Annotated in this window: 23 protein-coding genes and 2 tRNA genes; 6 read left to right on the plus strand and 19 right to left on the minus strand. The window is 63.8% G+C overall.

Annotated features, from left to right (window positions below):
- Positions 1-85 precede the first annotated feature (85 nt).
- The 3 genes from AAFG13_RS22445 to AAFG13_RS22455 all read right to left on the minus strand — a co-directional run bounded on the left by AAFG13_RS22445 (position 86) and on the right by AAFG13_RS22455 (position 1780).
- On the minus strand, positions 86-634 hold the full coding sequence (locus AAFG13_RS22445) for a DUF488 domain-containing protein (RefSeq protein WP_212318394.1): 549 nt from the start codon (positions 632-634) through the stop codon (positions 86-88).
- A gap of 12 nt (positions 635-646) precedes the next feature.
- Complete coding sequence (locus AAFG13_RS22450) at positions 647-856, minus strand: DUF2945 domain-containing protein (RefSeq protein ID WP_342708241.1); 210 nt, start codon at positions 854-856, stop codon at positions 647-649.
- Between the two features lie 372 nt (positions 857-1228).
- Positions 1229-1780, minus strand: coding sequence for a hypothetical protein (locus AAFG13_RS22455; RefSeq protein WP_342708242.1), 552 nt, complete (start codon positions 1778-1780; stop codon positions 1229-1231).
- A 139-nt stretch (positions 1781-1919) separates the two neighbouring features.
- On the opposite strand from AAFG13_RS22455, the gene AAFG13_RS22460 reads away from it, so the two are divergent.
- From AAFG13_RS22460 to AAFG13_RS22475, 4 genes are all read left to right on the plus strand, one after another.
- On the plus strand, positions 1920-2825 hold the full coding sequence (locus tag AAFG13_RS22460; protein ID WP_342708243.1) for a LysR substrate-binding domain-containing protein: 906 nt from the start codon (positions 1920-1922) through the stop codon (positions 2823-2825).
- Between the two features lie 175 nt (positions 2826-3000).
- Entirely contained in the window at positions 3001-3552 is a 552-nt protein-coding gene (locus AAFG13_RS22465; RefSeq protein ID WP_342708244.1) for a peroxidase-related enzyme, read from the plus strand.
- 242 nt (positions 3553-3794) lie between these two features.
- Complete coding sequence (locus AAFG13_RS22470) at positions 3795-4475, plus strand: DJ-1/PfpI family protein (RefSeq protein ID WP_342708245.1); 681 nt, start codon at positions 3795-3797, stop codon at positions 4473-4475.
- 98 nt (positions 4476-4573) lie between these two features.
- Positions 4574-5116: a carboxymuconolactone decarboxylase family protein gene (locus tag AAFG13_RS22475; RefSeq protein ID WP_342708246.1), complete on the plus strand. Its 543-nt coding sequence runs from the start codon at positions 4574-4576 to the stop codon at positions 5114-5116.
- Positions 5117-5152: 36 nt separating this feature from the next.
- On the opposite strand, the gene AAFG13_RS22480 is transcribed toward AAFG13_RS22475, so the two are convergent.
- The 3 genes from AAFG13_RS22480 to AAFG13_RS22490 all read right to left on the minus strand — a co-directional run bounded on the left by AAFG13_RS22480 (position 5153) and on the right by AAFG13_RS22490 (position 7923).
- Positions 5153-5929 carry an MOSC domain-containing protein gene (locus AAFG13_RS22480; RefSeq protein WP_342708247.1) on the minus strand — a complete coding sequence of 259 codons (777 nt, stop codon included), beginning with the start codon at positions 5927-5929 and terminating at the stop codon, positions 5153-5155.
- 105 nt (positions 5930-6034) lie between these two features.
- Entirely contained in the window at positions 6035-6991 is a 957-nt protein-coding gene (locus tag AAFG13_RS22485) for an alpha/beta hydrolase (RefSeq protein WP_342708248.1), read from the minus strand.
- Positions 6992-7062: 71 nt separating this feature from the next.
- Positions 7063-7923 carry an alpha/beta fold hydrolase gene (locus AAFG13_RS22490; RefSeq protein WP_212317207.1) on the minus strand — a complete coding sequence of 287 codons (861 nt, stop codon included), beginning with the start codon at positions 7921-7923 and terminating at the stop codon, positions 7063-7065.
- A 139-nt stretch (positions 7924-8062) separates the two neighbouring features.
- Here AAFG13_RS22490 and AAFG13_RS22495 point away from each other — a divergent pair, with 139 nt between their 5' ends.
- Complete coding sequence (locus AAFG13_RS22495) at positions 8063-8968, plus strand: LysR family transcriptional regulator (RefSeq protein WP_342708249.1); 906 nt, start codon at positions 8063-8065, stop codon at positions 8966-8968.
- Between the two features lie 363 nt (positions 8969-9331).
- Here AAFG13_RS22495 and AAFG13_RS22500 read toward each other — a convergent pair.
- The 12 genes from AAFG13_RS22500 to AAFG13_RS22555 form a co-directional block, all read right to left on the minus strand.
- Positions 9332-9407, minus strand: a tRNA-Phe gene (locus AAFG13_RS22500).
- 140 nt (positions 9408-9547) lie between these two features.
- Positions 9548-9730: a DNA gyrase inhibitor YacG gene (gene yacG, locus AAFG13_RS22505; protein WP_342708250.1), complete on the minus strand. Its 183-nt coding sequence runs from the start codon at positions 9728-9730 to the stop codon at positions 9548-9550.
- 198 nt (positions 9731-9928) lie between these two features.
- Positions 9929-10558 (minus strand): Maf-like protein, encoded by a 630-nt coding sequence (locus AAFG13_RS22510; RefSeq protein ID WP_342708251.1) that lies wholly within the window; start codon positions 10556-10558, stop codon positions 9929-9931.
- 195 nt (positions 10559-10753) lie between these two features.
- Positions 10754-11218 (minus strand): low molecular weight phosphatase family protein, encoded by a 465-nt coding sequence (locus tag AAFG13_RS22515; protein WP_212317204.1) that lies wholly within the window; start codon positions 11216-11218, stop codon positions 10754-10756.
- A 147-nt stretch (positions 11219-11365) separates the two neighbouring features.
- On the minus strand, positions 11366-11872 hold the full coding sequence (locus AAFG13_RS22520) for a UPF0262 family protein (protein ID WP_092123128.1): 507 nt from the start codon (positions 11870-11872) through the stop codon (positions 11366-11368).
- Complete coding sequence (gene hisD / locus AAFG13_RS22525; RefSeq protein WP_342708252.1) at positions 11869-13164, minus strand: histidinol dehydrogenase; 1296 nt, start codon at positions 13162-13164, stop codon at positions 11869-11871. The genes AAFG13_RS22520 and hisD overlap by 4 nt, the downstream gene beginning before the upstream one ends.
- 119 nt (positions 13165-13283) lie before the next feature.
- Positions 13284-13712 carry a DUF2948 family protein gene (locus tag AAFG13_RS22530; RefSeq protein ID WP_212317202.1) on the minus strand — a complete coding sequence of 143 codons (429 nt, stop codon included), beginning with the start codon at positions 13710-13712 and terminating at the stop codon, positions 13284-13286.
- Positions 13713-13799: 87 nt separating this feature from the next.
- Positions 13800-14459 carry an epimerase gene (locus AAFG13_RS22535; protein ID WP_342708253.1) on the minus strand — a complete coding sequence of 220 codons (660 nt, stop codon included), beginning with the start codon at positions 14457-14459 and terminating at the stop codon, positions 13800-13802.
- 169 nt (positions 14460-14628) lie between these two features.
- The gene (locus AAFG13_RS22540) at positions 14629-15453 is read right to left on the minus strand and encodes an alpha/beta hydrolase (RefSeq protein ID WP_212317199.1); all 825 of its coding nucleotides are present in this window, start codon (positions 15451-15453) and stop codon (positions 14629-14631) included.
- A gap of 139 nt (positions 15454-15592) precedes the next feature.
- Positions 15593-16093 (minus strand): hypothetical protein, encoded by a 501-nt coding sequence (locus tag AAFG13_RS22545; protein ID WP_212317197.1) that lies wholly within the window; start codon positions 16091-16093, stop codon positions 15593-15595.
- Between the two features lie 178 nt (positions 16094-16271).
- Positions 16272-16580, minus strand: coding sequence for a UBP-type zinc finger domain-containing protein (locus tag AAFG13_RS22550; RefSeq protein WP_342708254.1), 309 nt, complete (start codon positions 16578-16580; stop codon positions 16272-16274).
- Positions 16581-16746: 166 nt separating this feature from the next.
- Positions 16747-18444 carry an FAD-dependent oxidoreductase gene (locus tag AAFG13_RS22555; RefSeq protein ID WP_342708255.1) on the minus strand — a complete coding sequence of 566 codons (1698 nt, stop codon included), beginning with the start codon at positions 18442-18444 and terminating at the stop codon, positions 16747-16749.
- A 697-nt stretch (positions 18445-19141) separates the two neighbouring features.
- On the opposite strand from AAFG13_RS22555, the gene AAFG13_RS22560 reads away from it, so the two are divergent.
- A tRNA-Thr gene (locus tag AAFG13_RS22560) sits at positions 19142-19216 on the plus strand.
- 50 nt (positions 19217-19266) lie between these two features.
- Here the strand turns inward: AAFG13_RS22560 and AAFG13_RS22565 are convergent.
- Entirely contained in the window at positions 19267-19392 is a 126-nt protein-coding gene (locus AAFG13_RS22565) for a hypothetical protein (protein ID WP_283815131.1), read from the minus strand.
- Positions 19393-19430 lie beyond the last annotated feature (38 nt).

A 19430-nucleotide genomic window follows, 5' to 3' on the forward strand; every position in this document is an offset into this window, starting at 1 on the left:
CACGGGCGATTGTTATGCAATTCGCTGCCCGCTCCGGCAGGCTTAGATGACGCCGGCTAGCGCGGCAAGGCGCGGCGCCGCGCCCTCACAATCCCAGTTCTCCCGTCGCCGGATAGACTACCGTACCATCGCCTTGCACGACGGCGCCTTCAGTGAGGCGGGCGGGCTCCTGGCGCCCCTCCCCCATGAGGTGGACGACGGTCTCGCCCGACGCAATGAGATAGTCGGCGACGATGCGGCGGTGGCAGCGCCACCACACCGCTTCCGAGCACATGATCGCGCAGCGTTGCCGGTGGCCCTCCTCGCGCAGATGCTGCAGGCTCGCGTGGAACTGCGGCGACAAGGCATAGTCGGCGTAGTTGTGAAAGCTCTCATTGCTCCAGAATCCGTTGACCGCAGGCGGCACGCTTCGCGCCTTGCCGCGCAGCCCACCGAGATCGGCCAGATGCTCATATGAAATACTCGCGGCCGCCAGCGATGCGGGCAGCGTGTCCTTGTTGAACTGCGGATTGGTACGCGACTTCGGCACTGTTCTGATGTCGACGACGCGCTCGATCCTGGCCACGGTGAGAAGGACGACGAAATCCTCGAGACTGCGATTGGAATGGCCGATCGTGAAAAGCGGAAGCGTCACGCCGCGCCCCTATCACGCGTAATGCAGCGCGCTGCCCTTGTGGGCCGCGACGTGATCGGTCTTGTCGCTCTTGATCTCGTATTGCGGATCGGCCTCCGAGGCGCGGTGCGTGTGCCCCTTGTAGTCGAAATCGCTGGTATGAACAGCGATGATGGTGCCCGAGACGCGGCCGGCTTCGGAATTCCATCTGACGTGATCGCCGACCTTGAATCGCTTGGTCATATCGCAATGTCCTTCGGGCGCGGGATTGCTTCTACGATACGGCGCCAAATCCGTCGCCGGAATCAAGATGTCCGCCGCTGCAAACCGGTTGGCCGCCGGGCAAGTTCCTGCCTTGCGTTCTGGATCGTCCGAATGCGCGGCTGGGCTGGTCAGAATTGCTACGAGGGGAATGGTGCCCAGGGACGGAATCATACGCAACCACCGACACGACGAACCGCTGTTTGTCCTGAGCATGGTGGCGTGAGTGCTTGGCATGGTGGCGGAGGTTCGCTACATCGCGAAGCCATCGCGGGAGCCCTGTTTTGCTATTGGCGGGGGAACAACCTATATGGCCTGCCGGAAGCCGCCGCTTGGTCAAACCTCTGGCTTGGTTCAAATCTGGATAGGATTTGAGCCTATCACCTTCAGCTTGTTGGCTGACGAACGACCGCTTTGCCACGCGCGGTCGTCTCCAACCGTCACCGGCGCAACTGGGGCGCAATGCGCTGCCTGCAGATCTGAACGGCCCGATGGAAGCTCGCCGCGAGAATCGACGACGACACTCGGAGCCGACCAGTTTTCGGTTGAGGCGACTTGGCTTCTTCTATCGCATCCACCCTGGGCGACGGGAACCAACCGCTCGGCAAACCTACCTAAGCGAATAGGCACCGGAAAATTTCCTCGCAGGCGCATAGGTTTTCGTATCGACGCCAACTTCCTGAACATCGAATTTGCCATAGCCAACGATGGGATGATGAGGAGCAACGCGTCCTGAGCCGCCAGAGTGCCCGGCGGCGCGAAGATAGTCGCGACAGCCGCAATCGTCCGAACGCCGAGACAAGCCCGTCGGTTTTGTCCCCACGCCTCGCACAGAGGTTCGTTCCCTGGGAGAATTAGACCGAGAAAGTCGGTCAGTGCAGAAACCAGCGCGGCCTTCGTGATCATCGATGCCTCCGTTGCAATGGCACGTCGTCGACATGGCCATTCCAAGCCGCTGGGCTTGGCTGGCGAAGATTGCGATATTGCGCCGAGAGAGATAATATGGATATTTATGGAGTATGACTTCCATTCGATGGAAGAATAGATGGACCGTTTGGAAGCGATGACGATCGTGCTGCGCACGGTCGAAAAGGGAAGTCTTACGGGGGCCGCCAAGGCGCTGAACATGCCGCTGCCGACCCTCAGCCGGAAGGTCAGCGAACTCGAAGCGTATCTCGGCACCAAGCTGCTGCAGCGTTCGACGCGCAAGCTCACCCTGACCGACGCAGGCCAGAACTATGTCGAGGCCGTCAAACGCATCATGGAAGAGATCGAGGAGGTCGAAAGAGCCGCATCCAGCGAGTACACGACCCCGCGCGGCGAGCTTGTGCTGACGGCGCCCCGACTGTTTGGGCAGATGTACATCCTGCCCATCGTCACGGACTTCCTTGCCGCCTACCCGGAGATCAACGTCCGGCTCGTCTTGTCGGACAGAAACCTGCATCTGTTCGACGACCACGTGGACATGGCCGTGCGCCTGGGCGCGTTGCCAGACAGCAGCATGATCGCGACCCGCGTTGGGTCGATGGATACGGTGGTCTGTGCTTCGCCGGACCTGCTGGCGGCGCACGGCACACCGAAACACCCCAAGGATCTTCAGACACTTCCGTGCGTGATTTTCGCCGGTCCCGCCACGACCACGTGGTCCTTCCGGGATCCGGCCTCCAAGCGTCTGTTCGACGTCGACATCGTTCCGCGCCTGTCGGTGACGTCGGCCGAGGCTGCCGTCCAGGCCGCACTCCGGCGCACCGGCCTGACTCGGGTGTACCGCTATCATTGCGCGGAGGCGCTACGCTCGAAGGCGCTCGTTCAGGTCCTGCAAAAGTTCGATGTGGAATCCATCCCCGTCCATCTCGTTCACGCGGCTCGCGGCCTGTTGCCGCTCAAGATGCGCGTCTTCCTGGACTTCGCGGCCAGCCAATTGCGCTCTGCCCTGTCGAACCTGGGGTGAGATCTCGGCGTTTCCACCGGGGCCCGCTTCTGACAATTCCGATAGTCGGCGAGCGGCCCTTAACTTCCATCCCGTGAAAGATACACTCTCGAAATCAACGGATTATTCTTTTCGGCGCAACCGCGCATTTTCTCCTCACCGAGCCACGGTGGCTCGATTGCAAAGGAGAACAATCATGGCTCGCATCGCCATTCCGGCCGTCCAGGACGCCCCGGCCAAGTCCCAGCCGATCCTCGAAAACTACGTTAAAGTTCTCGGTCTGGTGCCGAACTTTTTCGCCCTCATCTCGCAGTCGCCCGATGCCCTGAAGGCGATCGCCGACATGCATGCGACGCTCGGCAAAAGCCTTGGTCACAAGACCCGCGAACGTCTTCACATCATGACCGCCGAAGTCAACGGGTGCAGCTACTGCCTGACGGCCCACACCTACTTGGGCGGCAAGCTGAACGGCCTGACCAAGGAAGACATGGAGCTCAACCGCGAGGGTCATTCCACCGATCCGCAAGCCGACGCGGCGTTGCAGTTCGCCTACAAGGTCGCCAAGTCACGCGGCCATATCGACGACGCCGATTTCGCGGCAGTGCGTGCCGCCGGCTTCACCGATGCGCAGATCATCGACATCGTTGCCGAGACCGCCTTCAGCTTCATCACCAATCTGTTCAACAACACCTTCAAGACCGACTTCGACTCTTCGTTCCCCGAGCTCCACACCAAGAAGGCCGCCTGATCTGCGGATGGACCAACCGGCGGAATCGCGCGCCTAGCTTTACCGCCGTCTCGTTTCTGCGCCACGGGAGTGCGACGACCGCATCGGGGGTCCTCCGTCTGTCGCCCCTCCCGCGAGTGGAAGAAGCGTCGTGAAGTACACGATCGCCGCAAGCTCGCGATCGGACTGATCTCAAACCATCCGCAAAGTCATTCAGCAACAACCTTGGCCGTCGATGAGCACGGCTTTCGAGGAGACATCCCATGACCGTCGTCGTGATCCCCGTCTACAATGAAGTGACGCAGCTTGATTTCACCGCCCCACACCAATTTCTGACGATGATCCCCGACATCACGGTGGTCGTCGCGTCCATCGGCGGAACTCCGGTAACTTCCAGCGGACTCTCCTTCGACAAGCTCGCCGACCTGGAGGCCATCGAACGGTGCGACGTCATCTGCGTTCCGGGCGGCTTGGGCTGCATCGACGCAATGGAAGATTCGCGCTTCCTGAGCGCCGTGCGCCGTTTGGCTGGCACCGCCACCTATCTGACCTCCGTCTGCTCTGGATCTCTGATCCTTGGGGCTGCTGGTCTGCTCAAGGGGCGCCGCGCGGCCTCGCACTGGGCGTGGCTCGATATGCTATCGGCATTCGGCGCCACACCTGAGAAGGCGCGCGTCGTGCGCGATGAGAACATCATCACGGGCGGCGGCGTCACCGCAGGCGCGGACTTCGCCTTGACACTGATCTCCGAGTTGCGCGGCGCGGACGCGGCCCAGTGCGTCCAGCTGGCGTTGGAATATGCCCCGGCCCCTCCTTTCGACGCTGGAAACGCAGATACCGCGCCGACGCACATCCGTTACATGGTGATCGGGCAGTTGGCGGAATTGATGAAAGACACACGCCAGCGCATCGAGTCCGTCGCGAGCCGGACCGGCGAACGGTAGTCGACCCGAATGCCGCCGATCAAATCTGAATCCGGGCGGCCCACGAAGCAAGCGATCGGCGTATTCGCCGGTCGGTTGGCCCCTTGAAGGAGTAGCTCATGCCCCGACTGCGGATATCGACCCGCGACGATGCGCCGCCAGCCAGCAAGCCGATCCTGGACAGCATCTATCGAAAGCTCGGCGTCGTCCCCAATTTCTGCCGTCTGATCGGCAGCAGTCCTGCCGCACTTGGAGCGTTCGCCGCTTTTCAGGAAGGACTATCCGGGACGCTGGATGCGAAGACGCGCGAACGGATCGCCCTAGCGGTAGCCCAGGTGAACGGTTCAGACTACTGCTTATCGGCTCACAGCTATCTCGCAACCAATATCGCGAAATTATCTCCCGACGAGATCGCACTGAATCGGAAGGGCGGCTCGAAGAGCGTCAAAGCGGAAGCCGTAGTGAATTTCGCTGCTAAGGTGGCCGATCAACGCGGCCGGGTCGGCGACGACGACATCGCCGCTGTCAGGCTCGCAGGTTACGACGACGCCCAGATCGTCGAGATCGTCGCGCTGGTCGCAGAAAACATTTTCACCAACTACCTGAACGAAGTTGCCAAGACAGACATTGATTTTCCGGTCGTGCGGTCGCAACCCGGTTGAACGCACGACCGTCAAAGCGTCGCTAGAAGCATGCCGTCATGCCGGAAGTACAAGGCGATCGCCGACCCGAAGAATGCCGTCCGACGCGATCGTGACATAAATCCCGAGATCGCCATGACCAAAGTGTTCGCGCAACTCCAGCGGGACACGGATGTCTCTCTCGGCCGTATCCGGATTGACCTCCGTGGCCGGGCAACGTTTCGTCCGCCGAACGCCTCTGACGGTGACATCGCCGATCCGGAATTCGCGGTCGATCAGATCCATCTCGGACCAGGGATCGATGCCATCCACCAGCAGGTTGCCGCGAAAACGTCTCGGATCAACGGGCCTTTGAAGCCTGTTCTCCAGCTCGCGCACGGTCGAAAGATTGATCAGGGATACGGCTTCCATCAACACCGGAGAATGTACGCTGACGTCGGTGAAGCGATGACCGTTGCCCTTGACCACGCGCGGTCGACCGTTGAGATCGCCACCCATGAATTCGTCGATCGCCTTTTCCACCGTTTCTCGACCGCTTGTCGTCTCGAGACTACCCTCCGCGAGAACAGAACCCGCATGTAGCAACGAGAGGGTCGAAGTCGGAATATCGAACGCGGTTTGCAGTGCGGCCAGTCGAGCGAAGCGGGCCAGGACGGCGAATTTTGTCTTGGGAATGGGACGCGGATTTGCCTCGTCGAAATCGGTATCGGCCAAGGCAAGCGCGAACGTCCGGTCGTGGGAAAGACCACGTCCGCTGGCTACGTCGATTTCGGGCAGATCCTCGGCGAACAACCCTTTTGCAGGAAAACGACTGATACGCTTCAGCATTGGCATCCGTTGTTCTCGTTGTGGCAGGTGAGATGAAGAGCGCGCAGCAACTCGCTCGTTCCCACTTCGACAGGTCAATTCCGAGCATTCCCGAATGCTTGGAATCAAAGGCTAGATTCCGCGTTTCGCAAGGAAAGCACGGATCAGCGTCGCGGCTTCATCCACCGCTTCGTCGAGGGCGAAGTGGCCGCCGTCCAGCATGTGGACTTCCGCATCGGGTACATCACGCTTGTAGGCCTCCGCTCCGGGCAGCGCGAAGGACGGGTCGTACTTGCCCCACAAAACGAGCAACGGCGGATGGTGGCGCTTCAGCCAATCCTGCCACGACGCATAGCTCGCAACGTTGGTCTGGTAGTCGTAGAACAGATCGGACTGGATCTGACGTTGGCCCGGCTGCGCAAGGTGAGCCCCTTCCCACTCCCACGCCTCCGGATCATATCGGTCCGAATGCGGCGTCGAGCCGAGACGCCGGCCCTTCGCGCCTTCCAGCGATGTGAAGCCGGGGATGACCTTGTCTTCGTAGGCCGACCGGTCTTTCCAGAAGGCTTTGCGGATATCCCAAGCCGGTCCCAGTCCCTCATCATGCGCCACCGCGTTCTGGACGATGATCGCCTTCACGCGCTCGGGATGGGCGACGGCCAAGCGCATGCCGATCGGACCGCCATAATCGTTGTTGTACAGCACGTAACTACGCAATCCGAGTTGCTGCGTGAAGCCATCGATGATCTGCGCCAGGTGATCGAAGGTGTAGCGGAACTCAGTCGCGGGCGGCGCATCGCTCTCGCCGAAGCCCGGATAGTCCGGCGCGACGAGATGATAGCGGTCCGCCAAGAGCGGAATCAGCGTCGCGAACATCCGGGACGAGGAAGGATAGCCGTGCAGCAGCAGGATGGTCGGCGCGTCCTTCGGGCCGGCCTCGCGGTAGAAGATCTTCAGCCCGTCGACCGTCACCTTATGGTAGGTCGTCGTCGACGAGATCGACGGCACCGTTTGCGCGCCTGCCATGCCGGCGGATGAGGAAAGCGCAGTGCTCGCCGCTAGAAACGCGGTAGCGAGTATTTTCTTCATGATCGGACTCCTGCAAAGAACACCAAGGCCGGCCGTCTGGTAACGGCGACCGGCCAATGCGAGGACCGCAGTCAGGCGGCGAACACAGCCTTGATCTCGGCCGCCACCTGCGGAGCGTTCTCGTCGAGCACGAAGTGCCCGGCATCGAGCCAGACCAGCTTGGCGTCGGGCAGATCGTTGAGATACGCACGAGCGCCGGGCGGAATGAAGAACGGATCGTGCTTGCCCCAGACGATCAGCGTCTTCGGCTTGTGAGCACGAAAGGCGGCCTGCCACTCGGGATAGAGCGCGATGTTGGTCTTGTAGTTCTCCAGCAGGTCGACCTGGTAGTCCTGCACGCCGGGCCGATCGAGCAGCGCCTGATCGAGCACCCAGTTGTCCGGGTTGATCGCCTCCGGATCCTTGGCGCCAACCAGCCAGTGAAACTTGGTGCCTTCCAGGCTGACGAAGTCGCGTGCCGGCTTCTCGGTTTCCGGCGTGCGCTTCTCCCACAGGGGCAGGAGCACGCCCTTGGGAGCATCGCCGACGCCTTCCATGTAGGCGTTGGCATTCTGGATGATGAAGCCCTTCACCCGATCGGGGCGCTCCGTGAACAGGCGCAAGCCAATCGGGCCGCCGTAGTCCTGCATGTAAAGGATGTACGAATCGAGCTTCAAAACGTCGACCAACCCAGAGACGTGCGCCGCCAAGTTGTCGAAGGTGTAGGTGAATTCCTTGTTCGACGGGGCGTCGGAATGGCCGAAGCCGATGTAATCCGGAGCGACAAGGTGGAAGCGGTCAGCCAGAGCCGGCATCAGTTCCCGGAACATCTGACTGCTGGTCGGCAGACCATGAAGCAGCAAGATGGTCGGTGCCGCAGGATCGCCCGCCTCCCGGTAGAAGATCTTGCGGCCATTGACGGTTGCTGTCCGATGGAAAATTCGGGTGTTCATGGTCGTTCCTCGGCGGTTGGGACATCCTGCGGGCGGCGGCGCCGCCCGTCGTCGTGTCTATGGCCGACCTTTTGAAACCTTCCATGGATGGCCGATAGTCGATATCTTCGGGAGGAGACCTCTCGCTGGATGGAAGCCCTTGGACCGACTTGAAGCCATGACGACCCTGCTGGCAGCCGTGGAGTGCGGCAGCCTTTCCAAAGCCAGCCGGCACCTTCGGCTTCCGCTGGCCACCGTCAGCCGCAAGGTCGCCGAACTGGAAACCCACCTGAACGCGACCCTTCTGATCAGATCGGCCAAGGGCCTGGAAATGACGCCGGCCGGGCGCTCCTACGTCACGGCTGCGAAGTCGATCCTGGAGCAATTGACGGAAGCCGAACGCGCGGCCTCCGGCGAGTACACGGAGCCAAAGGGTGAGCTGGCGGTCACCGCGCCCATCATGTTCGGACGGATGCACATGCTGCCCGCGGTGACGCGTTTCCTCTCCGCGTTTCCCGAAGTCGCGGTAAACTTGGTCCTCACCGACCGGGTCACGCATTTCCTGGATGACCAGGTTGATGTCGCGCTTCGTATCGGTGAGTTGCCGGACAGCAGCTTGATCGCGACGCGCCTGGGTTCGGTCCGGCGGCTGGTATGCGCGGCTCCGGATTACATGGCCGCGAACGGCGTTCCCAAAACGCCCGACGATCTGGCGCGACACAGCGTCATTTCCTTCGACGGCGTCTCCTCGCCGACCACATGGATATTCGAGTCCGAAGGATCCGAAATCACCACGTCTTTCCGCTCGCGCCTGAGCGTGAATACGATCGACGCCGCGATTGAAGCGGGGCTAGGCGGAGCGGGTCTTATCCGCACGAACTCGTATCAGGTCGAGGACTATGTACGGAGCGGCCGGCTGGCGATCGTTCTCGATGCTTTCGAGCCTGCGCCGCGGCCCGTGCATCTCGTCTATGACAAGCAGAACCGCTTGCCGTTGAAACTGCGCGCCTTCGTCGATTTTGTGGTTCCGCGCCTGCGCGAACGGTTGGAGCACGCGGCCTTCTAGCTTGCCCGCTCTCATCACTGCGCGATGGTTTCTGCCAGAGAAGCAACCTCCAATGTCACTATGAAGCCGGCACATTCCTCCTGCGTCATAGGTGTCGGCGCGTCACTTGTGATTGCCGCGTTACCGACCGCATGACTCAAACTTCCGTCGCGCAGAGGAGGGACGTCAATGATGCCAGCAAACACGGCTGAAAGGGCCGCCGCTTTGCGCCAAGCGGTCGTTCCGTCACTGCCCGTTCTAGGAATGGGCCCTCGCCCAGTGACCGGCTCCGCCAATGCAGCGTGCTGCGATCCATCAGTCGTCGAGCGACATTGCGCTCCCAAACCGGAGCTGCATCGTACATTCTCGTAGAATATCGTAGTTTGGTGCCCAGGGGCGGGATCGAACCACCGACACTGCGATTTTCAGTCGCATGCTCTACCAACTGAGCTACCTGGGCAAACCCGCGGGGCCGAAAAGGCCGCAGCGAGCGGGCGGTTTATAGAGAGGTCGGGGCGCTGTGTCCACCCGCCTTCGCGAAACGCTTTGCCGGGCACCGCCCGCCTGGCGTTGTTTCCCCAACTTGTTGGGAAATCTTGGCTATTCGGGGTCCTCCACGTCGTCCTCGCGGCCGGGAACGACGTAGCGGCCGCTGAGCCAGCGGTTGAGGTCGACGTCGCGGCAGCGCGAGGAGCAGAACGGGAGAAAGGCCTGCTGGGCGGGCTTGCCGCAGATCGGGCAGGCGCGCGCGGTGGCCGGGGGTGTTCGGGTTTGGTCGGTCATGGCTGGGCCGGAGCTTACATCATCTGCCGCATGTTCCGCTGCGCTCCATCGCTGCTTGACGAGCCAAGGTGCCGCGTCGAACGCCGGCAGTCGCCGGCTACTGTGCATGGGGTTGTTTTCGATATTTTGGCAGCGCGCCCCTGGGAAGGGCTATCGCATCCGGCTATCGACTGCCGTCGCTACGCGAAACTGGATGCCTCACACCGCGACGGCGTTGAGCCAGCCGTGGCGGATCGGAAAGCCTTCGCCGCTAAGCAGGGTCACGGTCTCGTAGAGCGGCAGGCCGACCACGTTGGTGTAGGAGCCGACCATCTTGACCACGAAGGATCCAGCGATGCCCTGCACGGCGTAGCCGCCGGCTTTGCCGCGCCATTCGCCGGAGCCGATATAGGCCTGGATGTCGTCGTCGCTGAGCCGCTTGAAGCGCACGCGGGTTTCGACCAGGCGCTGGCGGAACGCCTCGCGCGGCGTCACCACGCAGATCGCGGTGTAGACGCGGTGGTTGCGGCCCGACAGCAGGCGCAGGCACTGCGCGGCCTCGTCGACCAGATTGGCCTTCGGCAGGATGCGGCGGCCGACCGCGACCACGGTGTCGGCGGAGATGATGAAGGAGCCGCGCAGATCGTCGTCGAGCTGCACCGACTTCAGCGCCGCGTCCGCTTTCGCACGCGCCAGGCGGTTGGCGCAGGCGCGCGGCAACTCACCCCGCCGCGGGGTCTCGTCGACATCGGCCGGACGCAGCGCGTCGGGCTCGATGCCGGCCTGGTTGAGCAGGGCCAGCCGCCGCGGCGAACCGGAAGCAAGAACGAATTTGGGACGGCCTAGCATGCGGGCTTTTGGGCTGAATCGGGGGGACGGACGCGGGCGGAACCTATCGGATGGGGCATCGATGCACAACCTTGGAACCGGCCGCGAATCGCGCTTCCCCGTGGGCGACAAGGCCCCATAAGCACAGCTGTTTGTCAGTCTGGCGACAAGGGGCCGACCTTGCGAATCGGAACACGCGGGTCCCTGCGCGGAGCCTCACAAGTTTGCCACGCCGGCCTTGGTGAAACGGCGGCGGATGCGCATCAACAGGCCGTCGCAAACCTCGCGATAGGCGGCGAGCTTCTGCTCGCGATTGCCGCTGGTGCCGGTCGGATCAGGGGTCGGCCAGTATTCGACAGCGGCGGCGAGCGTCCGGGTCAGATCCAGCGCCTTGTGGTGTGCCTCGGGCGACAGCGTGATGATGAGGTCGAAGTTCAGCCCCTCCCAGTCCTCGAGCTCCTCGAAGGTCTGCGGCTTGTGGCCGGAAATGTCCTGGCCGAACTCGGCCATCACGGCGACCGCGAACGGATCGAGTTCGCCCTTCTTCACGCCGGCGGAGCGGACATAGACGCCTTGCGGGAACATCTGCTGCAGCAGGCTTTCGGCCATCGGCGAGCGCACGGCGTTGTGGCCGCATGCGAACAGCACGGCCTGCGGGGAGCGCGCGCGCGGCGCTTCCATGCGATCAGGCTTTTTTCGACCGGGGTACGCCCCCGTCGTCTGCCGAGGCGGCGATCATCATCGGGATCATGCGCCTCTTTTCTTGGCGCATGATCTGATCCGAAAACCGGTACCCACTTTGCGCTAACGCGGCCCTCCGGGTCGGGATCATGCGCCTTCACCCTTCCAGTGCAGCACAGTGATCAGCGTGAACAGCCGCCGCGCGGTCTCGAAATCGACGCGCACCTTGCCCTTGAGCCGCTCCTGAAGCGTGCGCGAGCCCTCGTCATGGATGCCGCGGCGGCCCATGTCGATGGCCTCGATCTTGTCCGGTGTCGCGGTACGGATCGCCTGATAGTAGCTGTCGCAGATCATGAAGTAGTCCTTCACGACGCGGCGGAACGGCGTCAGCGACAAGAGATGCGCCACCACGGGCGCGCCGTCCTCTTTCCTGATATCGAACATCAGCCGGTTGCCGGTGATCGCGATATGCAGGGTATAGGGCCCCGGCCCGGCTGCGCCTTCGGGTGCGAACAGGTTTTGCTCGACCAGGTCGTAGATGGCGATCGCCCGCTCATGCTCGATGTCGGGGCCGGAACGGCCGATCGATTCCTCGTCGAGCGTCACCGCGACGATGCGATTGTTGGAATCCTCGTCGTCTGGTGGCTTGTTCATGAGAGGTTGAGGCGCAATCCGACGGAACGTGAATGGGCATCGAGACCCTCGGCCTGGCCGAGCGTCATCGCGGCGGGCCCGAGCGCACGAAGCTGATCCGGCCCGCACCGCAGGATCGAGGTTCGCTTCATGAAGTCAAGCACCCCGAGGCCCGAGGAGAACCGCGCCGAGCGCGCGGTCGGCAGCACATGGTTGGAGCCGCCGACATAGTCGCCGATCGCCTCGGGCGTATGGGGCCCGAGGAAAATCGCCCCGGCGTTGCGGACCTTTTTCGACAGGCCCTCGGCGTCCGCGGTCATGATCTCCAGGTGCTCGGCCGCGATCGCATTGGCGAGTTCGACCGCATCGTCGAGTTTTGCGACCATGATGATCGCGCCAAAGTCGTCCCACGAGGCGCGCGCGATCGCCGCACGCGGCAGCGTCGCAAGCTGCGCCTCGACCGCGCGCTCGACATCGGCCGCGAGCCGTGGGCTGTCGGTGATCAGGATCGACTGCGCGCTGACGTCATGCTCAGCCTGCGCCAGCAGATCGGCCGCGATCCAGTCCGCATTGCCGGTGTCGTCGGCAATGACCAGCACCTCGGAGGGGCCGGCGATCATGTCGATGCCGACCTTGCCGAACACCAGCCGCTTGGCGGCGGCGACATAGGCGTTGCCGGGGCCGACGATCTTGGCGACCGGCGCGATCGTCGCGGTGCCGTAGGCCAGCGCCGCCACCGCCTGGGCGCCGCCGACCCGATAGATTTCCGAGACGCCGCCCAGACCTGCTGCTGCGAGCACCAGCGGGTTGAGCTTGCCGTCCGGCGCTGGCACCACCATCACGACCCGCGGCACGCCGGCGACCCGGGCCGGCACCGCATTCATCAGCACCGAGGACGGATAGGCCGCGGTGCCGCCGGGCACGTAGAGCCCGACCGCATCGACCGCGCTCCAGCGCCAGCCGAGCTCGACCCCGGCGGCATCGGTGAAGCGCTCGTCCTTGGGCAGCTGGCGGCGGTGAAAGGTCTCGATCCGGTCGCGCGCGAATGTCAACGCCTCGACGGTCTTGGCATCGCAGGCCGCAACCGCAGCGTCGATCTCGGCGGCGGTGATGCGCAGGCCGGCGGCGTCGAGTTCGAGCCGGTCGAACTTTTTTGTCGCCTCGAGCAGCGCCGCATCGCCGCGGGCCGCCACGTCGTCGACGATGGCGCGGGTGGCGCGCTCGACGTCGGCCGATACCTCGCGCTTGGCCGCCAGGAACTCGCGGAAGCGTTGCTCGAAATCGGCGCTCTGTCGGTCCAGGCGAACGGGCATGGCGGCTTTCTGAAGAGGAATTCGGGTCCCTGCTCAATGGCGCGGCGGATAATGGCCGTCAACCCTTCAAGGGAGGTTGAAATTGCTGTCGTCCCTGCGAAAGCAGGGACGACCAAGAATCAACCCGGCCCCACCCCGAGATCGTCGGGCCCGAGATCGGTCAATTCGCACTCCAGGCACTCGACATCGAGCCGCAGCGCCGCACCCTGGCCGAACATCAGCAGCGCGCTGCCGCCCGGCGGGTCGGAGGCGTGGAATTCGATCCCGAGCAGTTCCAGGGTGGCCTCCGGGGCCTCCAGGTCGATGTTGCGCGACTTGCATGCCAGCACCCGGTCGAACCTGAGTGCGGCGATCAGCCGGCGCGAAGACGTGACACCGGCCAAGGTCTGCTCCCAGTCCAGCCGGTTCAGGCCGACCACGAGGCGTTTCTCGTCCTGGCGCCAGACGATGTCGGCGGGCTGGACGCGGGCGTCCTGTACATGGGCGGAGATCACCGCGAGGTCATCGGCATCGAGGGCGATCAGTTTCAGCGGTGCGGGTGGGGACATGACGGTGGTTATAACGCCTTCGGCCGCCGGAGATAGCACGTGGCCGAAGGAAATCCGGCTCGAGGGAACCGGCCCTGCCGCCGCCCATCAGAGGCTGTTGATGTCCTCGCTCTCCAGCACTGGCCTCGGGTAGCCGTCGCGGGCCACCTTGAGCATGGCGCGGCCGAGCTGTTCCGATGTGGTCATGTAGCTCGGGGCAACGTGGACCAGGAACGACAGCAGCGGCGAGGTCGCGACATAGATCGCCTGCACCCAGCCGGTCTTCGAGCGGACCCCGTGCAGCGGCTGGATACCGGCGGGCCGGAACATGTAGGCGGCCTTGAACGGCAGCTTGAGCAGGTCGTTCTCGGTCTTGCCCTTCACCCGCGCCCACATCAGCGGGCCTTGTTCGGTGGAATCGGTGCTGCGGCCCGTGACATAGGTGAACACCATGCCGGGATTGAGCCGCGCCAGCGTCGTCGCCGCCGCCAGCGTGATGTCGTAGGTCAGATGCCGGTAGCGCGTCTCGTCCATGCCGATCGAGGAGACGCCGAGGCAGAAGAAGCATGCGTCATGGCCGGTGAGCTGCGGCTCGATCGCGCTGTAGTCGACGAAATCGTCATGGATCAACTCGACGAGCTTTGGATCGCGCTGCCCGGTCGGGCTGCGCCCGACCGCCAGCACGCGTTCGACGCCGGGATCGAGCAGGCACTCGCGCAGCACGCCCTGCCCGACCATGCCGGTCGCGCCGAACAGGATGACTTTCATGCAATGTGCTCCTTTTCGGCGACTGCGATCCAACGGCAAGGACCGTGTCACAGGACGATATATGAGCGCGTGATCTTTCGTGAGGTGAGCACGACGGACAGGCTCCCTCACTTAGGTGTCGGTGAAGCTGCGCGATGTTGAGACGCGCAGCCTACCGCGCAGCCGCCCGTCAGCCCTTGATGAACGCCAGCAGATCCTTGTTGATCGTCTCGGCTTCGGTCGTCGGCATGCCGTGCGGAAAACCCTTGTAGGTCTTCAGCGTGCCGTTCTTCAGGAGCTTGGCCGAGAGCGGGGCGGAATCGGCATAGGGCACGATCTGGTCGTCGTCGCCATGCATCACCAGCACCGGCACATTGATTTTCTTCAGATCCTCGGTGAAGTCGGTCTGCGAGAATGCGACGATGCCGTCGTAATGCGCCTTGGCTCCGCCCATCATGCCCTGCCGCCACCAGTTCTGGATCACGGCTTCCGACGGTTTCGCGCCGGGCCGGTTGTAGCCGTAGAACGGCCCGGCCGGGAGATCGCGGTAGAACTGCGAGCGGTTGGCCGCGAGCTGCGCCTGCAGGCCGTCGAACACCGATTTCGGCAGGCCGCCGGGGTTGGCCGCGGTCTGCACCATCAACGGCGGCACCGCGCTGAGGATCGCGGCCTTTGCCACCCGGCTCTCGCCGTGGCGGGCGATGTAATGCACCACCTCGCCGCCGCCGGTGGAATGGCCGACATGGACGGCGTTCTTCAGGTCGAGATGCGCGGTGACGGTCGCGAGGTCGTCGGCGTAGTGATCCATGTCATGGCCGTCGGCGACCTGGGCGGAGCGGCCGTGGCCGCGGCGGTCATGGGCGATCACGCGAAAGCCGTGACCCACGAAGAACAACATCTGGGCGTCCCAATCGTCCGACGACAGCGGCCAGCCGTGGCTGAACACGATCGGCTGGCCCGAACCCCAATCCTTGTAGAAGATCTCGACGCCGTCTTTGGTGGTGATGGTGGGCATTGATTGCTCCTCCTGTTGCGTTGCGTCGTTCCGGGGCGACGCGCAACGTCGAACCCGGAATCTCGATCGATTGACTCTGGATTCCGGGCTCACGCTAACGCGTGCCCCGGAATGACGTGGCATGAACAGATGTGTCAGATCAGGCGAATGTAACCGGCCTGAACCGGCGCCATGCACCGATGATCACCACGGCGAAGAACACCAGCACGATGCCCTGCACCACCGCAAATACCGGCCCGGACGGCGGGTTCGGCGGCACGGCCGGCGCCAGCGCCTGCAGCGCAGGCACCTTGAGGAAGCTCTGGATGACCAGCACGAAGACGTTGAGATAGAGCGAGACCATCGCGGTCACGATATAGATCGGGCGCCAGGCGCCCTCGAGCTGCATCGCATACAACGCGATGCAGGCGATCGCGAGCAGCACCAGCGAGAGGCCGCCGATGATGTGCGACGGCAGCAGCTTCTCGGTCACCAGAGGCGGAATCACGAAGCCGGTGGCGTTGGTCAGGATGGTGAGGATGAGGAAGATCGCGGTCAGTCCGGGCATCGCGCGCGAACCGAGCAGGCCGAACATCACGATCACACCGGCGACGATTGCAATCAGGCTGATAATGACGTGCACAAGCACTAACGTCGTCATGTGGCGAACTCCCCGTTGAGACCCGCGCGCGAGGTTACGATGCGTGCGGGAAAAATGCTACATGGTTCGATGGCAGGACGGCCGACATCTCATGAAAAATTTGCCGGCGCCGGCACTTGCCGAAAAATTTCGCACCGATGCCACATGCCGCGACACGTGCGCCTCGTGAGACATTGAATCAATAATAGCGAGGGATCGGTCCGTTATGCAGGGTCTTGTGCTTCGACAGGTCGAACAGCACCTCGTCGACATAGCACCAACCCCAGCCTTCCGGCGGATCGTAACCCTCGATCACGGGATGGCCGGTGGCGTGGAAATGCGCCGTCGCGTGCCGGTTCGGCGAGTCGTCGCAGCAGCCGACATGGCCGCAAGTCCGGCAGATCCGCAAATGCAGCCAGCGGCTGCCGCTCTTCAGGCATTCCTCGCAGCCGAGCGCGCTCGGCGTGACATCCTGGATGCCGGCGATATGGGTGCAGCCTTTTGTCATTTTCTGTCCTTTTACCTGCCGCGCCTATCTGATCCGTCATCCTGAGGCGCGAGCCCTTGCGAGCCTCGAAGGATGAACGGCCCAGCTGGTGGCCGATTCATCCTTCGAGGGCCGCTGAAGAAGCGGCCACCTCAGGATGACGGGGATAGTGTCGTATCGATCATCCCTACAGCGACGGGCTGCCATCATCGGCGAGATACCCGTGCAGGGCCGCGACGACCTGCGCGCCTTCGCCGATCGCGCCGCCGACGCGCTTGACCGATCCGGAGCGGACGTCGCCGACCGCGAACACGCCGGGCACCGTGGTCTCGAGCAGCGGCACCGCCGGCGCGCCGTCGCCGTTCTGCACGCCGGTCATCACGAAGCCGCCGCGATCGACCTGCACCCCGCAGCCCTCGAGCCAGCCGGTCGCCGGATCGGCGCCGACGAACAGGAAGAGATTGCGGATGTCCATGGTGAACTCGTCGGGCGCGAGCCGGCTGCGCCAGCGCACGCGCTCCAGCGTCTCCGCGCCTTCGAGCCCGGTCACCTCGGTGTTGAACATCAACTCGATGTTCGGCGTCGCCTCGATGCGCTCGATCAAATAGCGCGACATGCTGGCCCCGAGCCCGCCGCCGCGGATCATCATGTTGACCCTGCGCGCATGCGCCGACAGGAACACCGCCGCCTGGCCTGCGGAGTTGCCGCCGCCGACCAGCACGACGTCCTGCTGGGCGCACAGCCGCGCCTCGATCGGCGAGGCCCAGTACCAGACGCCGCGGCCCTCATAATTCTCGAGATTGTCGATCGCCGGCCGGCGATAGCGCGCGCCGCTCGCGACCACCACCGACTTGGCGCGCAGCGTGTGCCCGCAGCCGGTGGCGAGCGTGAACGCGCCCGACGCCTTCGAGCAGTCGAGCGATTTGATCGAGACCGGGATCAGCATCTCGGCGCCGAATTTCTGCGCCTGGTTGAAGGCGCGCCCGGCCAGCGCCTGGCCCGAGATCCCGGTCGGGAAGCCCAGATAGTTTTCGATCCGCGCGCTGGCGCCGGCCTGGCCGCCGAAAGCACGGGAATCGAACACCGCGACCGACAGCCCCTCGGAGGCCGCATAGACCGCGGTGGCGAGCCCGGCCGGGCCGCTGCCGACCACGGCGACGTCGTAGAGCTTCTCATGTGCGCTGTTGCCGATCATGCCGAGCGCCATCGCAAGCGCGGTCTCGGACGGATTGCGCAGCACCGTGCCGTTCGGACAGACCACCAGCGGCAGCTCGGCGCGCGTCGGCGAATAGCGCGCGACGAGGTCGGCCGCATCCTTGTCGGTCTCGGGATCGAGGACGTGATGCGGCTGGCCGTTGCGCGCCAGGAAATTCTGCAGCGGTGCCATGTTGCCGACCGACGCGGAGCCGATCAGCACCGGCCCGCCGGCGCCGCCCTGGATCAGGCTGACGCGGCGCAGGATCAGCGCGCGCATGATGCGCTCGCCGAGGTCGGCCTCGGCAACCAGCAGCGCGCGCAGCCGCTCGGGCGGCAGCAACAGCGTCTCGACGGGGCCCTCGGCATGGCCGTCGACCAGCGCGGCGCGGCCTGAGAGCTGGCCGATCTCGGCAAGGAATTGCCCCGGCCCCTGGTCGATGATCGGCGTGACACGGCCGAGGCCATCGCGCTGGGAGATCGACACGCTGCCCGACAGCACCACGAACATGCCGGGCCCCGGCTTGCCGGTCTCGAACAGCGCCTCGCCGTCCTTGTACGACCGCGGCTCGCCGAAGCGGCGCATCCGCTCGATCTCGTGCGCCGTCAGGGTCGGAAAGGTCTGCTCATGGCGCGGAAAGGCGGTGGCGGTGGCGTTCAGCCGATCGATCGTCGTCTCATCCATGGCCATCTCGGCGACTCGCTTCTTGTTGCAACAAATGCCAACCGGCCGGAGTTTCGATTCTCACTAGAACCAGAACCCAGGCCCCGGCTTGTCGTTTTGCCGGATTTTCTGCACGAACTGATGTCCATCTCGCCCGAAATCGCTCTAGCGGCCCGGCTCGCTTCCGCCGCCGCCGTCTCGTGAGCCGTCTTCTGGCGAGGCGTCTTCTAGTGAGGCGTCATCTAACGAGGCTTGGGCTGGTTCGGAAGCCACATCCTCGCGACCGCGCGCCTGCGATTTTCGCCGCTTCAGATTTTCGCGCAGAGCCAGCTTGAGACGATCCTGTCGTGAATCCTTCACGCGGGCTCCGGCCTGCCCGCCGCCTCTGTCGTGCTCACCCGTCATTGCAAAACTCTCGAACCGCCGTCGCGCCTTCCGCGAAGCCGAATATAGCCAATGGCCGCCGCCCGCGCACCCTGCCCGGTCGGCCAGTTGCGCCAGGCGGCATGATTCGGCGGTTGGGCGAAATCCGGCTTCTCGGCACGATCGGAACCCAATCGGGCCGGAATCGGCCGAATTGGGCAGAATCACCGGCAAAGAATGTCAGTTTCTTCCGATTTCATCGGCAACCGGCGCGCTGTTTCGCTTGCGCCAACGGGAGGCCTGTGGCAAGAACCGCCCGCTTGGACGGGCCCGTGGGGCCGATTCAATTTTTCCCGGGCATGCTGCCGTAGCTCAGTGGTAGAGCACTCCATTGGTAATGGAGAGGTCGACAGTTCAATCCTGTCTGGCAGCACCATTCTCCCAGCGATCGCTGCCGTCATTGCGGGCACCGCCGCGTTCACCGCATCAATGCGCGAGCAGCAGACCCGCCCCGCCGATCATCAGCGCGATGTAGAACGCGAACACACTGCCGACCCATTTCCAATCGATCTGTCCGTGTTCGGGGCTCAGGCTTTCGATGATGCCGTGCATGATGTTTTCCTCCAGAAGCGTTTTCGAGCGAAGTGGGT

It is taken from the genome of Bradyrhizobium sp. B124 (assembly GCF_038967635.1).
GTDB lineage: Bacteria > Pseudomonadota > Alphaproteobacteria > Rhizobiales > Xanthobacteraceae > Bradyrhizobium.

Excerpts from the sequence above, each read along its gene's own strand:
- AAFG13_RS22515 (WP_212317204.1), bottom strand. The coding sequence starts at position 11,218 with ATGGAAGCGCCGCGCGCGCGCTCCCCGCAGGCCGTGCTGTTCGCATGC.
- AAFG13_RS22450 (WP_342708241.1), bottom strand. The coding sequence starts at position 856 with ATGACCAAGCGATTCAAGGTCGGCGATCACGTCAGATGGAATTCCGAA.
- AAFG13_RS22530 (WP_212317202.1), bottom strand. The coding sequence starts at position 13,712 with ATGTCCCCACCCGCACCGCTGAAACTGATCGCCCTCGATGCCGATGAC.
- AAFG13_RS22490 (WP_212317207.1), bottom strand. The coding sequence starts at position 7,923 with ATGAACACCCGAATTTTCCATCGGACAGCAACCGTCAATGGCCGCAAG.
- yacG (WP_342708250.1), bottom strand. The coding sequence starts at position 9,730 with ATGACCGACCAAACCCGAACACCCCCGGCCACCGCGCGCGCCTGCCCG.
- AAFG13_RS22550 (WP_342708254.1), bottom strand. The coding sequence starts at position 16,580 with ATGACAAAAGGCTGCACCCATATCGCCGGCATCCAGGATGTCACGCCG.
- AAFG13_RS22535 (WP_342708253.1), bottom strand. The coding sequence starts at position 14,459 with ATGAAAGTCATCCTGTTCGGCGCGACCGGCATGGTCGGGCAGGGCGTG.
- AAFG13_RS22555 (WP_342708255.1), bottom strand. The coding sequence starts at position 18,444 with ATGGCCATGGATGAGACGACGATCGATCGGCTGAACGCCACCGCCACC.
- AAFG13_RS22480 (WP_342708247.1), bottom strand. The coding sequence starts at position 5,929 with ATGCCAATGCTGAAGCGTATCAGTCGTTTTCCTGCAAAAGGGTTGTTC.
- AAFG13_RS22545 (WP_212317197.1), bottom strand. The coding sequence starts at position 16,093 with ATGACGACGTTAGTGCTTGTGCACGTCATTATCAGCCTGATTGCAATC.
- AAFG13_RS22465 (WP_342708244.1), top strand. The coding sequence starts at position 3,001 with ATGGCTCGCATCGCCATTCCGGCCGTCCAGGACGCCCCGGCCAAGTCC.
- AAFG13_RS22485 (WP_342708248.1), bottom strand. The coding sequence starts at position 6,991 with ATGAAGAAAATACTCGCTACCGCGTTTCTAGCGGCGAGCACTGCGCTT.
- AAFG13_RS22520 (WP_092123128.1), bottom strand. The coding sequence starts at position 11,872 with ATGAACAAGCCACCAGACGACGAGGATTCCAACAATCGCATCGTCGCG.
- AAFG13_RS22475 (WP_342708246.1), top strand. The coding sequence starts at position 4,574 with ATGCCCCGACTGCGGATATCGACCCGCGACGATGCGCCGCCAGCCAGC.
- AAFG13_RS22510 (WP_342708251.1), bottom strand. The coding sequence starts at position 10,558 with ATGCTAGGCCGTCCCAAATTCGTTCTTGCTTCCGGTTCGCCGCGGCGG.
- AAFG13_RS22470 (WP_342708245.1), top strand. The coding sequence starts at position 3,795 with ATGACCGTCGTCGTGATCCCCGTCTACAATGAAGTGACGCAGCTTGAT.
- hisD (WP_342708252.1), bottom strand. The coding sequence starts at position 13,164 with ATGCCCGTTCGCCTGGACCGACAGAGCGCCGATTTCGAGCAACGCTTC.
- AAFG13_RS22460 (WP_342708243.1), top strand. The coding sequence starts at position 1,920 with ATGGACCGTTTGGAAGCGATGACGATCGTGCTGCGCACGGTCGAAAAG.
- AAFG13_RS22565 (WP_283815131.1), bottom strand. The coding sequence starts at position 19,392 with ATGCACGGCATCATCGAAAGCCTGAGCCCCGAACACGGACAGATCGAT.
- AAFG13_RS22455 (WP_342708242.1), bottom strand. The coding sequence starts at position 1,780 with ATGATCACGAAGGCCGCGCTGGTTTCTGCACTGACCGACTTTCTCGGT.
- AAFG13_RS22540 (WP_212317199.1), bottom strand. The coding sequence starts at position 15,453 with ATGCCCACCATCACCACCAAAGACGGCGTCGAGATCTTCTACAAGGAT.